This window comes from Pseudomonas sp. 3MA1, from assembly GCF_029237275.1.
GTDB classification, from domain to species: domain Bacteria; phylum Pseudomonadota; class Gammaproteobacteria; order Pseudomonadales; family Pseudomonadaceae; genus Aquipseudomonas; species Aquipseudomonas fluorescens_AP.
The window spans coordinates 467,802-481,416 of sequence record NZ_JAACFX010000002.1 but is presented as its reverse complement, the minus strand read 5'-3'; the positions used below and the strand labels follow the sequence as shown (position 1 = coordinate 481,416).

Below are 13,615 nucleotides of genomic sequence, written 5' to 3'. Positions count from 1 at the left end.
TTATGCGCCGTTTGCTTTTCTCACTGTTGATGTTCTGCGCCTTGCCTGCCTGGGCAGACAGCCACGACCAGTTGTACAAGGTCGCCGGTTGGCCGGAACAGCGCGCGCATTTCAACGATGCCCTCAGCGCCGCCCAGCAGCGCTACCAGAACAGCTTGCCGCCGGCGGTCTACCAGGCCCTGGTGGACAACAGCAACCAGCGCTTCGCGCCCCAGGCCGTGGACCGCCGCGCCGAGGCCCAGCTGCGCCAGCACCTGGCCGATCCGGCTCCGGCCCTGGCCTTCTTCCAGTCGCCGCTGGGACGCAAGATCGTTGCCGCCGAACTGCTGGCCACCCGTCGCGACCAGTTGGCCAAGAACGCCCAGGGCCTGCCGAAGATGCAGGCCAGCGACACCCGCCAGTTGATCATCGGTCACCTGGCCCAGGCCCTGCCGGCCAAGGAAGCCGGGGCGGAAGTCAGCCTGGCGATTGCCGGGGTCGCCGCCGACAGCCTGAGCCAGATGATCCCCGGCCTGCTGGGCGGCGGTCAGGCCCAGGGCATGCTCAACGGCCAGCGCCAGCGATTGATGCAGCAGATCGGCAACGACCTGAACAACACCTTGCTCTACGTCTATCGGGATCTGTCCGACACCGAACTCGAAGAGTTCGCCACCTTCGCCGAATCCAGCGAAGGCAAGGCCTACTACCAGGCGGCCCTGGCGGCGATTCGCGCTGGCCTGGCAGTCGGCCAGAGCACCTCCAGCCTCGCCCCCTGAGCCCGCCAACTCACCGGTAGCCGCTGCCGAGCCCGCGAGGCTGCGCAAAGGTTGGCAGGACCTTGCCTGGCGATCTGGCGCCGAACCTCCAGCGGCTCTTCGGGCCGTTCCCAGCCTGCGACAGCGGCCACACCCCTCTCCCGCAGCTCAGACGTGCTCGGTCAGGAAGGCGAAGTACTGATCGCGGTACAGCGGGATTTCATTGGCCAAGTGGTGCCGTGCATCGGGCAGCATCAGCACTTCAGGCGTTGCGAACTTGTCGCGAATCACCTGCAGGTTGTGCTGCCAGTCCACGGTCATGTCCGCATCGCCCTGGACGATCAGCGGCTGCCTGGAACTGCGCGGCGCGGCTTCCAGGCGCTTGATCCAGCGCGACAGCGCCCCCACCCAGGCCGTTGGCAAGCGCTGCGGTTGCAAGGGATCGGCCTGGAGGAAAGCGAGGAAGTCCGGGTCGTTGGAGTTTTCGCTGAAACGCCGGGCAATCCCGCTGACAAAGGGCCGCAGCAGGTAATAGCTGAGCATCGACCAGCCCCAGGCCCGCGGCCGCACCAGCGGCGAGAGCAGCACCACCCGTCCCTGGGCCGGGCTCTCGGCGCCCTGGTTGAGCAGGTGATCCATGATGATGGCCCCTCCGGTGCTTTGCCCGAACAGGTGCCAGGGCTGAGGCAGCTCCAGGGCCCGGGCCTCGCCGAACAGCCCCTGCAGCACCCGCTGATACACCGCGAAATCATCGATGCTGGCGCGCTCGCCGCTGGACAGCCCGTGCCCTGGCAGATCGCAGGAAATCACCACGAAGCGGCGTTGCAGCGCCCACTCGATCACATGCCGGTACAAGCCCATGTGATCGTAGAAACCGTGGAACAGAAACAGCGTTGCCCGCGGCTGCTCCGGCCACCAGACCTGACAGACCACCTCGTAGTCGTCCACCTGGATACGCCCCAGGCGACTGCGAGGCACCAGCGCCCGCCCGGCAAAGTCCAGCCCGTAGAAGCGCTGATAGGCTTGAGCCTCGGCCGACAAGGGCTGCCCGGCCGCCAGGGGTTGCAGGCTGGCACGCAGATGGTCGGGGTCGAAGTTCACGGGCATGGGGTTTTCCAAAACGGAGGGCGTTGGGACAAAACGGGCTTTCTGGGCCTGCGATATTCATCTGTCGCGACAAGCATGGCAAGCTACGCGACCTTCGAGGACCGATCTTAATGCGCCAGTCTTACCGCACGCCCCTGCTTGCCAGCCTGCTCGTCCTGTTTTGCGCCGTTGTGCTGTGGAGCGCCTACGACTGGTTCCAGGGCCGCTATCTGCGGGCGTTCAGTGAACACACCGCGGTCTTCTCCGGCGACCCGCTGCAACTGCCCGCCGAACTGGCCGGCCCTGGCGCCATTCGCCTGGTGCACTTCTGGGACCCGGCCTGCCCCTGCAACGTCGGCAACCAGCAGCACCTGGCCGAGCTGATCGCCACCTATGGTCCGCAAGGCGTGGAGTTCTACTCGGTGCAGAAACCCGGCAGTCACGGCCAGTTGCCCGCAACCCTGAGCGCCCTGAAAACCCTCGATCACCTGCCCGGCGCCGAACAGATCCCCGCCAGTCCGGCGGTGGCGATCTGGGATCGCAACGGCAAGCTGGCCTACTTCGGGCCCTACAGCGAAGGCCTGACCTGCAACTCCAGCAACAGCTTCATCGAGCCCATCCTCCAGGCCCTGGCCAGCGATCGCCAGATCAATGCCACCCATACCCTGGCGGTAGGCTGCTATTGTCCCTGGCCGGCCAGCACCCACTAGGGCATTCGCGACTATTCAAGGACTGCCTCCTGCGCGATACCCGAGACTTGTGCTAAATCTCTGCAGCTCTCAAGGCGGCACTGACAACAACAGCAAGGAGCCCGCATGAAACGCAGCCTGACCCTGGTCGCCGTCCTGATCCTCGCCCTGCTGGCGGGTGCCGCCGGCTATCTGTACAGCAAGCAGCCGACGCGCCAGGGCCAGGTGGAAATCCGTGGCCTGCAAGGCTCGGTCACCGTGCGCTACGACGAACGCGGGGTACCGCACATCCGCGCGGAAAACGAAGCCGACCTGTATCGCGCCCTGGGTTACGTGCACGCCCAGGACCGGCTGTTCCAGATGGAAATGCTGCGCCGCCTGTCCCGAGGCGAGCTGGCAGAAGTCCTCGGCCCCAAGCTGCTGGACACCGACAAGCTGTTCCGCAGCCTGCGCATCCGCGAGCGCGCCGACAGCTACGTGGCCGGCCTTGATCGCCAGTCCCCGGCATGGAAGGCCCTGGAAGCCTATCTGGACGGCATCAACCAGTATCAGGACAGCCACGTCAGCCCCATGGAGTTCGATGTCCTGGGCATCCACAAGCGGCCGTTCACCGCAGAGGACACCGTCAGCGTCGCCGGCTTCATGGCCTACAGCTTCGCCATGGCCTTTCGCACCGAACCGCTCTTGACCTACATCCGCGATCAGCTGGGCAACGATTACCTGAAAGTCTTCGACCTCGACTGGCAGCCCAAGGGCGTGCTGGCCAAGGGCAAGCCGCAACCGGCGCTGCCCCTGGCCGCCGTCGACTGGCAGGAACTGGGACGGATCTCCCGCCTGAGCCAGGATGCCCTGAGCGACGCCGGACTGCCGCAATTCGAAGGCAGCAACGCCTGGGCCGTGGCCGGCACGCGGACCAGGAGCGGCCGCCCGCTGCTGGCCGGCGACCCGCACATCCGCTATTCCCTGCCGTCGGTGTGGTACGAGGCACAGCTGTCGGCGCCGGGTTTCGAACTCTACGGCCACCATCAGGCCCTGGTGCCCTTCGCCTTCCTGGGCCACAACCTGGATTTCGGCTGGAGCCTGACCATGTTCCAGAACGACGATCTCGACCTGATCGCCGAGAAGGTCAACCCGGAGAACCCCAACCAGGTCTGGTTCCGTGACAAGTGGGTCGACCTGATCAGCAGCGAGCAGCAGATCGCGGTCAAGGGCCAGGCCCCGGTCACCCTGACCCTGCGCCGCTCGCCCCACGGGCCGATCATCAACGACATGCTCGGCAGCACCGTGGGCAAGGCTCCGGTGGCCATGTGGTGGGGTTTTCTGGAAACCCCGAACCCGATCCTCGACGGCTTCTACCAGCTCAACCGCGCCGACACCCTGGCCAAGGCCCGCGCGGCGGCGGCCAAGGTTCATGCTCCGGGCCTCAACATCATCTGGGCCAACGCCAAGGGCGATATCGGCTGGTGGGCGGCGGCGCTGCTGCCCAAACGCCCGGCCGGGGCCAAGCCGGCGTTCATGCTCGATGGCAGCACGGCGATGGCCGACAAGGAGGGCTTCTATCCCTTCAGTGCCAACCCACAGGAAGAGAATCCGCCCCGGGGCTATATCGTCTCGGCCAATTTCCAACCGGTTTCCCCTACCGGCATGGAGATTCCCGGCTACTACAACCTCGCCGACCGCGGCCAGCAACTGGATCGCCAGCTCAGCGACAAGAGCGTGAAATGGGACCTGGAAAACACCCAGAAACTGCAGTTGGGCACGACCACCGCCTACGGCCCGCGCCTGCTGGCACCGCTGTTGCCCGTGCTGCGGGAAGTGGTCGGCGACCCCGAGGAGCTCAAGCTGGTGGAGCAACTGGCCAAGTGGCAGGGCGACTACCCGCTGGACTCCACCAGCGCCACCCTGTTCAACCAGTTCCTGTTCGAACTGGCCAACGCCACCTTCCATGAAAAACTCGGTGACGCCTACTTCGACGCGCTGATCCAGGCCCGAGTGGTGGATGCCGCCCTGCCGCGGCTGGCGGCCGATCCCGACTCGCCCTGGTGGGACAACCGCACCACGCCCCAGCGCGAAAGCCGGGCCGACACGGTCAAGCTGGCCTGGCGCGCCGGCATCGACCACCTGCGGCTGACCCTCGGCGCCAACCCGGCGCAGTGGCGCTGGGGCAGTGCCCACACCCTGACCCACGGCCATCCCCTGGGGATGCAGAAGCCGCTGGACCGGGTCTTCAACGTCGGCCCGCTGGACGCCCCGGGCAGCCATGAGGTGCCGAACAACCTCACCGCCAAGATCGGCCCGGCGCCCTGGTCGGTGGTCTATGGCCCCTCGACCCGACGCATCGTCGACTTCGCCGACCCGGCCCACAGCCTGACCATCAACCCGGTGGGCCAGAGCGGCGTCCTGTTCGACAAGCACTACGACGACCAGGCCGAGGCCTACATCGAAGGGGTTTACCAACAGGCGCACTTCAGCGAAGAGGAAGTCACCGCCAACACCCGCAGCACCCTGAAGCTGCTGCCGGCGCGCCGCCCCTGAGCGCCCCGCCCCGTAGGAGCTGGCTTGCCAGCGAAGAGGCCTGCAAGCCTGGCGTACATCTCGCGAACGCTTTCGCCGGCACGCCGGCTCCTACGGCGAAACAGGCGGCATGGGGCAATAAAAAACCTCGCTCCCGGTGACGGGGCGAGGTTTTTTATTGCGAACCTGAGGTGTTGCGAACCTGAGGTCAGACGGCTTCCGGTGCCTGAGCCCGACGCACGTCTGGCTGCTTCCACGAGTCGGCAGCGCTTTCCTCGATGGCTTGCTGGATCGCGCGCTTGCGGGATTCTTCGGCGCGACGGCTGAAGAACCAGACCAGGAAGGTCACCAGGGACACCGCCAGCAGAATCAGGCTGGCCACGGCGTTGATCTCCGGTTTTACCCCCAGGCGCACCGCCGAGAACACTTCCATCGGCAAGGTGGTGGAACCCGGGCCGGAGACGAAGCTGGCCAGCACTAGGTCATCCAGGGACAGGGCAAAGGACATCATGCCGCCGGCCGCCAGCGAAGGCGCGATCATCGGGATGGTGATCAGGAAGAACACCTTCCATGGGCGCGCGCCCAGGTCCATGGCCGCCTCTTCGATGGACAAGTCCAGCTCGCGCAGGCGGGCCGACACCACCACCGCCACATAGGCGGCGCAGAACGTGGTGTGGGCGATCCAGATGGTGACGATCCCGCGTTCCTGAGGCCAGCCAATCGCCTGGGCCATGGCCACGAACAGCAGCAACAGCGACAGACCGGTGATCACTTCAGGCATCACCAGCGGCGCGGTCACCAGGCCACCGAACAGGGTGCGGCCCTTGAAGTGGGTGATCCGGGTCAGCACGAACGCCGCCAGGGTGCCCAGGGCCACCGCCGCCACGGCGGTGTAGCAGGCGATCTCCAGGGAACGCACCACCGAGCCCATCAACTGCGTGTTATCCAGCAGGCCGATGTACCAGTTGATCGACCAGCCGCCCCAAACGGTCACCAGTTTCGAGGCGTTGAACGAGTAGATCACCAGGATCAGCATCGGCAGGTAGATGAACAGCAGGCCCAACACCAGCATCAGGCTGGAGAAACTGAAGCGTTTCATTCCTTGCCCTCCATTTCCTTGGCCTGACTGCGGTTGAACAGGATGATCGGCACAATCAGGATCGCCAGCATCACCACCGCCAGGGCGGACGCCACCGGCCAGTCACGGTTGTTGAAGAACTCTTGCCACAGCACCTTGCCGATCATCAGGGTTTCCGGGCCGCCCAGCAGTTCAGGAATCACGAACTCGCCCACCACCGGGATGAACACCAGCATGCAGCCGGCGATGATGCCGTTCTTGGACAGCGGCACGGTGATCTTCCAGAAGCTGTTGAAGGTGCTTGAACCCAGGTCGGCGGCGGCCTCCAGCAGGCTGGTATCGTGCTTCACCAGGTTGGCGTACAGCGGCAGGATCATGAACGGCAGGTAGGAATAGACCACACCGATGTACACCGCGATGTTGGTGTTGAGGATCTGCAGCGGCTCGTTGATCCAGCCCATGGACAGCAGGAAGCCGTTGAGCAGGCCGTTGTTGCTGAGGATGCCCATCCAGGCGTAGACGCGGATCAGGATCGCGGTCCAGGTCGGCATCATGATCAGCAGCACCAGCACCGTCTGCAGCTCTTTGCGGGCACTGGCGATGGCATAGGCCATCGGGTAGCCGATCAGCAGGCAGAGGATGGTGCTGAAGAACGCCATCTTCAGCGAGCCGAGGTAGGCGGCGATGTACAGCTCGTCGTCGCCGAGCATGGCGTAGTTGCCCAGGTTGAGCAGCACCTGCAGCTTCTGGTCGACGTAGCTGTAGATCTCGGTGTACGGCGGAATGGCCACGTCCGCTTCGGCGAAGCTGATCTTCAGGACGATGAAGAACGGCAGCATGAAGAACAGGAACAGCCAGATGAACGGAACCCCGATGACCATCTGACGGCCACCGGGAATTATTCGATTGAGTCGGCGCTTGAGCTTTCGCATGTTCATGAGCGCAGTACCACGCCGCTGTCGTCTTCCCACCAGACGTAGACCTGGTCGCCCCAGGTTGGCCGCGCGCCACGACGCTCGGCGTTGGCGACGAAGGATTGCACCAGCTTGCCGCTCGGCAGCTCGACGTAGAACACCGAATGCCCGCCCAGGTAGGCGATGTCATGCACCTTGCCGCTGGACCAGTTGTTTTCGCAGGTCGGCATTTCGGCGGTGACCAGCAGCTTCTCCGGACGAATCGCGTAGGTCACCGACTTGTCCTGCACCGAGGTGCTGATGCCGTGGCCGACGTAGATGTTGCGGTCCAGGTCCTTGCAGGTGATCAGGGCGTGGCCTTCGGCGTCGTCCACCACTTCGCCTTCGAAGATGTTGACGTTGCCGATGAATTCGCAGACCAGACGGCTGACCGGGGTTTCATAGATGTCGATCGGGCTGCCGATCTGGGCGATCCAGCCCAGGTGCATGATGGCGATGCGCTCGGCCATGGTCATGGCCTCTTCCTGGTCGTGGGTCACCATCACGCAGGTCACGCCGACGCGCTCGATGATTTCCACCAGTTCCAGTTGCATCTGCGAACGCAGCTTCTTGTCCAGGGCGCCCATGGGTTCGTCCAGCAGCAACAGCTTGGGACGCTTGGCCAGGGAACGGGCCAGGGCCACGCGCTGACGCTGGCCACCGGACAGCTGGTGCGGCTTGCGCTTGGCGTACTGGCTCATCTGCACCAGCTTGAGCATCTCCGCCACCCGGGCGTCGATTTCCGCCGGCGGGATCTTGTCCTGCTTGAGGCCGAAGGCGATGTTCTGGGCCACGGTCATGTGCGGGAACAGCGCGTAGGACTGGAACATCATGTTGATCGGCCGCTCGTAGGGCGGCATGTCGGTGATGTCCACGCCATCGAGGAAGATTCGCCCCTCCGTTGGCCGTTCGAAACCGGCCAGCATCCGCAGCAAGGTGGACTTGCCTGAGCCCGAACCGCCGAGCAGGGCAAAAATCTCGCCCTTCTTGATTTCCAGGGACACATCGTCCACGGCAACCGTCTCGTCGAACTTCTTCGTGACCCGGTCGATTTTGACCAGCACCTGCTTAGGTGTCTGGTCGCCCTCGAGGGCTTTCTTATAGGCGCCGGAGGCAACTGCCATTTGCGAAACTCCCAACAAAATTTGCAGCCCGCCCCACGCGGGCGGACCTTGGATAGTTTGAGCCTGTGGAACTATTTACCCGTCTTGACCTTGGTCCAGCTGCGGGTCATCAAGCGTTGGATATTGGGTGGCAGCTCGATGGACACGTAGGTCTTGTCGAGCACGGCCTGCGGTGGATAAACCGCTTCGTCGGTGCGAATGGATTGCTCCATCAGCTTGTCCGACCCGGGGTTGGGGTTGGCATAACCGACGTAGTCACTGACCTGGGCGATCACCTCAGGCTGCAGCAAGTAGTTGATGAAGGCGTGGGCTTGCTTGACGTTGATCGAATCCTTGGGGATCGCCAGCATGTCGAACCACAGGGCACCACCTTCCTTGGGAATGGCGTAGGCGATGTTCACGCCCTTGCCGGCGTCGGCGGCCCGGGCCTTGGCCTGGAACACGTCGCCGGAAAAGCCGATGGCCACGCAGATATTGCCGTTGGCCAGGTCCGAGATGTACTTGGACGAATGGAAGTAGGTCACGTAGGGACGCACCGCCAGCAACGTGGCCTCGGCCTTCTTGTAGTCCTGGGGGTTGGTGCTGTTGGCATCCAGGCCCAGGTAATTGAGGACCGTGGGCAGCATTTCATCGGCGGAGTCGAGGAAGGCCACGCCGCAGCTGTTGAGCTTCTTGATGTTCTCCGGTTCGAACAGCACGCTCCAGGAGTCGATCTTGTCCACGCCCAGCACGGCCTTGACCTTGTCGACGTTATAGCCGATGCCGTTGGTGCCCCACAGGTAAGGCACCGCGTACTGGTTGCCCGGGTCGTTCATCTCCAGGCGCTTGAGCAGCGCCGGGTCGAGATTGGAGTAGTTCGGCAGCAGGCTCTTGTCGAGTTTCTGGAAGGCCCCGGCCTTGATCTGCTTGCCGAGGAAGTGGTTGGACGGCACCACCACGTCATAGCCGGTGCGACCGGCCAGCAACTTGCCTTCCAGGGTTTCGTTGGAATCGAACACGTCATACACCGGCTTGATGCCCGTGGCCTTTTCAAACTCGGCCAGGGTGTTTTTCCCGATGTAGTCGGACCAGTTATAAATATGCACGGTCGGTGCAGCCTGGACGCCGGCCACCAGCGTCAGGCTGGCGGCGACCAGCATGGCTTTGCGAAACAAAGAAATAGGCAAGTGGAGGTCCTCTTCAATAGTTGGGCCCAAGTTGCCCCGCGCTACCTGACAGCCTCCGAGCTGCCCAGCAACAAAACCGGCGCGCAACTTACCCTCGATAAACCAATCCAGCAAAACTTTCTGTCATTTAATTGTTTCCTGTTGCCGCCCTCGCCATGACGACGGCAACAGGTGGTGCTGCAAATCGGCTTATTTGCCAGATTTGATCTTGGTCCAGCTGCGGGTCAGGATGCGCTGGGTCGCGGCCGGCAGGTCGGCAATCGCGTACAGCTTGGCCTGCACATCAGCTGGCGGGTAAACGCCCGGGTCGCTGGTGATGTCTTTATCGACCAGCGGGGTTGCAGCCGCGTTACCGTTGGGGAAACGCACGGCGTTGGTGATTTCGGCCATGACTTCAGGCTTTTGCAGGAAGGTCATGAACTTGTAGGCGCCTTCGACGTTTTCCGCGTCTTTAGGGATGGCGACCATGTCGTAGAAGCTGCCAGCACCCTCTTTCGGAATGTTGTAGCTGACCTTGACCTTGTCACCCGCTTCGGCAGCACGGGCCTTGGCCTGGTAGATGTCGCCCGAGTAGCCCACGGCGACGCAGATGTTGCCGTTAGCCAGGTCGGAGATGTACTTGGAGGAGTGGAAGTAGGCGATCGAAGGACGGATCTTGAGGAACAGCGCTTCGGCTTCAGCCAGCTGCTTCTTGTCCTGGCTGTCGGTCGGGTAGCCCAGGTAGTGCAGTGCCACCGGAATCATCTCGGTTGGCGAATCGAGGAAGCTGACGCCACAGGCCTTCAACTTCTCGGCATTTTCCGGCTTGAACAGCAGGTCCCAGGAGTTGGTCGGCGCGTCGGCGCCCAATACGGCCTTGACCTTCTCGGCGTTGAAACCGATGCCGATCGAGCCCCACATGTAAGGGAAGGCGTGCTTATTGCCCGGGTCGCTCACCGATACCGCCTTGAGCAGCGATTCGTTGAGGTTCTTCCAGTTCGGCAGCTTGGACTTGTCCAGCTCCTGATAGACGCCGGCCTTGATCTGCTTGGCCAGGAAGTTGTTGGAAGGCACTACCACGTCGTAACCGGATTTGCCGGCGAGCAACTTGGCTTCCAGGGTTTCGTTGCTGTCGAACACGTCGTAGACCACTTTGATGCCCGACTCGGCTTCAAACTTCTTGATGGTGTCCGGAGCGATGTAATCGGACCAGTTGTAAACGTGCAGCACTTTATCGTCCGCCTGTGCTGCCGCCGCCATCACGCCCATCAGGGACATGGCGAGGAGGGTCTTGCCAGCTAACTTCATACCTAATGCCTTCATGCGTAATGCTCCAATTATTCTTTTTAACCACTCGTTCAGCGGCCAATATCCGGGCAACCAAAACGGCGGGTAGTCTGGCAAGATCCAAGGCCGGCTTTCAAGGAAAGACCGGCCTTTATGCCTGCTTCGAACAGGGTGCCCGCAAGCACCGCGCTCAAAGCCTAGCACTCAGCCCTGCAGGGCACTCAAGGTCAGGTCCAGGCACTTGCGCGCCTTGGCTACCAGCTCGTCGATCTCCGCTTCGCTGATCACCAGCGGCGGGGAAATGATCATGGTGTCGCCCACGGCCCGCATGATCAGGCCGTTGTCGAAACAGAACTGCCGACAGATCATGCCCACGCCCCGGCCCTGATAGCGCGCCCGGGTCGCCTTGTCCTTGACCAGCTCGATCGCCCCCAGCAGACCGACCCCGCGAACCTCGCCCACCAACGGATGGTCGTTCAGCTCGCGCAGACGTTTCTGCAAATACGGTGCCGTTTTTTCATGGACGCGCTGGATAATTTTTTCATCGCGCAGGATGCGGATGTTTTCCAGGGCCACGGCAGCGGCCACCGGATGCCCGGAATAGGTGAAGCCGTGGTTGAAGTCGCCGCCCTCGTTGAGCACCGCCACCACTTCGTCACGCACGATCAGGCCACCCATGGGGATGTAGCCGGAAGTCAGGCCCTTGGCGATGGTCATCATGTCGGGCTTGAGGTCGTAGAAATCGCTACCGAACCACTCACCGGTGCGACCAAAACCACAAATCACCTCATCGGCGACGAACAGGATGTCGTACTTGGCGAGGATCTCCTTGATCCGCGGCCAGTAGCTGTCTGGCGGCACGATCACGCCGCCGGCACCCTGGATCGGCTCGGCGATAAAGGCGCCGACGTTGTCCACGCCCAGTTCCAGGATCTTTTCTTCGAGCTGGTTGGCCGCCCAGATGCCGAACTCGTCGGGGCTCATGTCGCCGCCCTCGCCGAACCAGTAGGGTTGCGGGATATGGACGATGCCCGGGATCGGCAAGTCGCCTTGTTCGTGCATGTAGGTCATGCCGCCGAGGCTGGCGCCGGCCACGGTGGAGCCGTGGTAGCCATTGACCCGGCTGATGATGGTTTTCTTGTTCGGCTGGCCCTTGATCGCCCAGTAATGGCGGACCATGCGCAGCATGGTGTCGTTGCCTTCGGAGCCGGAACCGGTAAAGAACACATGGTTCATGCCTTGCGGCGCGATCTCGGCAATCACCTTGGACAACTCCAGCACCGGCGGGTGGGCGGTCTGGAAGAACAGGTTGTAGTACGGCAGTTCGCGCATTTGCTGGCTGGCGGCCTCGGCCAGCTCATCACGGCCATAGCCGATGGCGACGCACCACAGGCCGGCCATGCCGTCGAGAATCTGATTGCCTTCACTGTCCCAGAGATACACACCTTTGGCGTGGGTGATGATCCGCGGCCCCTTTTCCTTCAACTGCTTGAAATCACTGAAGGGCGCCAGGTGGTGATCACTGCTGAGGGTTTGCCACTCGCGGGTTTGCGGGTTTTTTTGAGTCATCAATCTCTCCTAAGTGTCAGTGAAGGCGCCACTGGCGGGCAGTGGCGCCCGGCGAATCAGACGGCGAACAACAGGAATTCCCGCTCCCACGAACTGATCACGCGCTTGAAGTTTTCATGTTCGGCCCGCTTCACCGCGACGTAGCCGGTGATGAACTTCTGGCCCAGGTACTTCTCGATGGTCTTGCTGTTTTCCATGCGTTCCAGAGCGTCCTCGATGGTCAACGGCAGACGCAGGTTGCGGCGTTCATAGCCGCGCCCGACCACTGGCGCACTCGGGTTGTGGCCTTCGACCATGCCGATGTAGCCACACAACAGGCTGGCGGCAATCGCCAGGTAAGGGTTGGCGTCGGCGCCCGGCAGGCGGTTTTCCACCCGACGGTTCTGCGGACCGGCATCCGGCACCCGAAGGCCCACGGTGCGGTTCTCCTCGCCCCACTCGACGTTCACCGGTGCCGAAGTGTCCGGCAGGAAACGGCGGAAAGAGTTGACGTTGGGGGCGAACAGCGGCAGCAGCTCGGGAATGAACTTCTGCAAGCCGCCGATGTGGTTGAGGAACAGCTGGCTCATGGTCCCGTCTTCGTTGGAGAAGACGTTCTTGCCGGTGTTGATGTCGATGATGCTCTGGTGCAGGTGCATGGCACTGCCCGGCTCGCCGGTCATGGGCTTGGCCATGAAGGTGGCGGCCACGTCGTGCTTGAGCGCGGCTTCGCGCATGGTGCGCTTGAACACCAGGATCTGGTCGGCCAGGGACAGGGCGTCGCCGTGACGGAAGTTGATCTCCATCTGCGCCGTGCCGTCTTCGTGGATCAGGGTGTCCAGGTCCAGTTCCTGCAATTCGCACCAGTCATAGACGTCTTCGAACAGCGGGTCGAACTCGTTCGCCGCTTCGATGGAAAACGACTGACGACCGGTTTCCGGGCGACCGGAGCGGCCGATCGGCGGCTGCAGCGGGTAGTCCGGGTCGTCGCTGCGCTTGGTCAGGTAGAACTCCATCTCCGGCGCCACGATGGGCTGCCAGCCGTGGTCGGCGTAGAGCTTGAGCACCTTCTTCAAGACGTTGCGCGGCGACAGCTCGATGGGGTTGCCCTGCTTGTCGTAGGTGTCGTGGATCACCTGGGCGGTGGGCTCGATGGCCCAGGGCACCAGGTACACCGCGTTCTGGTCAGGGCGGCAGACCATGTCGATATCCGCCGGGTCCAGTAGCTCGTAGTAGATGTCGTCTTCGACATAGTCGCCGGTCACTGTCTGCAACAGCACGCTCTCGGGCAGGCGCATGCCTTTTTCGGCAATGAACTTGTTGGTCGGCGAGATCTTGCCCCGGGTGATGCCGGTCAGGTCGCCGATCATGCATTCGACTTCTGTGATCTTGTGGTCTTTCAACCAATCGGTGAGCTGGTCGAGGTTGTTACTCATAAATGCCTCTAGGCTGAGTTT

Annotated in this window: 11 protein-coding genes; 3 read left to right on the top strand and 8 right to left on the bottom strand. The window is 62.8% G+C overall.

Features of this window, described 5'->3' with window-relative positions:
- The first annotated feature begins 2 nt into the window (after nucleotides 1–2).
- Complete coding sequence (locus GWQ44_RS07350; protein ID WP_016963463.1) at nucleotides 3–755, top strand: DUF2059 domain-containing protein; 753 nt, start codon at nucleotides 3–5, stop codon at nucleotides 753–755.
- Between the two features lie 147 nt (nucleotides 756–902).
- Here GWQ44_RS07350 and GWQ44_RS07345 read toward each other — a convergent pair whose 3' ends face one another.
- Nucleotides 903–1,841, bottom strand: a complete 939-nt coding sequence (locus GWQ44_RS07345; protein ID WP_179599186.1) for an alpha/beta hydrolase — start codon at nucleotides 1,839–1,841, stop codon at nucleotides 903–905.
- A 110-nt stretch (nucleotides 1,842–1,951) separates the two neighbouring features.
- On the opposite strand from GWQ44_RS07345, the gene GWQ44_RS07340 reads away from it, so the two are divergent.
- Nucleotides 1,952–2,530 carry a DUF6436 domain-containing protein gene (locus tag GWQ44_RS07340; RefSeq protein WP_016963459.1) on the top strand — a complete coding sequence of 193 codons (579 nt, stop codon included), beginning with the start codon at nucleotides 1,952–1,954 and terminating at the stop codon, nucleotides 2,528–2,530.
- A gap of 105 nt (nucleotides 2,531–2,635) precedes the next feature.
- Complete coding sequence (locus tag GWQ44_RS07335) at nucleotides 2,636–5,044, top strand: penicillin acylase family protein (protein ID WP_275926957.1); 2,409 nt, start codon at nucleotides 2,636–2,638, stop codon at nucleotides 5,042–5,044.
- A gap of 187 nt (nucleotides 5,045–5,231) precedes the next feature.
- Here GWQ44_RS07335 and GWQ44_RS07330 read toward each other — a convergent pair whose 3' ends face one another.
- The 7 genes from GWQ44_RS07330 to GWQ44_RS07300 all read right to left on the bottom strand — a co-directional run bounded on the left by GWQ44_RS07330 (nucleotide 5,232) and on the right by GWQ44_RS07300 (nucleotide 13,594).
- Complete coding sequence (locus GWQ44_RS07330; protein WP_047306539.1) at nucleotides 5,232–6,122, bottom strand: ABC transporter permease subunit; 891 nt, start codon at nucleotides 6,120–6,122, stop codon at nucleotides 5,232–5,234.
- Nucleotides 6,119–7,000 carry an ABC transporter permease subunit gene (locus tag GWQ44_RS07325; RefSeq protein WP_173655965.1) on the bottom strand — a complete coding sequence of 294 codons (882 nt, stop codon included), beginning with the start codon at nucleotides 6,998–7,000 and terminating at the stop codon, nucleotides 6,119–6,121. Before GWQ44_RS07325 ends, GWQ44_RS07330 begins: the two co-directional genes overlap by 4 nt.
- 35 nt (nucleotides 7,001–7,035) lie before the next feature.
- The gene (gene potA / locus GWQ44_RS07320) at nucleotides 7,036–8,178 is read right to left on the bottom strand and encodes a polyamine ABC transporter ATP-binding protein (protein ID WP_092308589.1); all 1,143 of its coding nucleotides are present in this window, start codon (nucleotides 8,176–8,178) and stop codon (nucleotides 7,036–7,038) included.
- 71 nt (nucleotides 8,179–8,249) lie between these two features.
- Nucleotides 8,250–9,344, bottom strand: coding sequence for a polyamine ABC transporter substrate-binding protein (locus tag GWQ44_RS07315; RefSeq protein WP_275926956.1), 1,095 nt, complete (start codon nucleotides 9,342–9,344; stop codon nucleotides 8,250–8,252).
- A 189-nt stretch (nucleotides 9,345–9,533) separates the two neighbouring features.
- Nucleotides 9,534–10,631, bottom strand: coding sequence for a polyamine ABC transporter substrate-binding protein (locus GWQ44_RS07310; RefSeq protein ID WP_042940668.1), 1,098 nt, complete (start codon nucleotides 10,629–10,631; stop codon nucleotides 9,534–9,536).
- Nucleotides 10,632–10,814: 183 nt separating this feature from the next.
- Nucleotides 10,815–12,182 (bottom strand): aspartate aminotransferase family protein, encoded by a 1,368-nt coding sequence (locus GWQ44_RS07305; protein ID WP_275926955.1) that lies wholly within the window; start codon nucleotides 12,180–12,182, stop codon nucleotides 10,815–10,817.
- A gap of 53 nt (nucleotides 12,183–12,235) precedes the next feature.
- Nucleotides 12,236–13,594, bottom strand: coding sequence for a glutamine synthetase family protein (locus GWQ44_RS07300; protein ID WP_011064101.1), 1,359 nt, complete (start codon nucleotides 13,592–13,594; stop codon nucleotides 12,236–12,238).
- Between the last annotated feature and the right edge of the window lie 21 nt (nucleotides 13,595–13,615).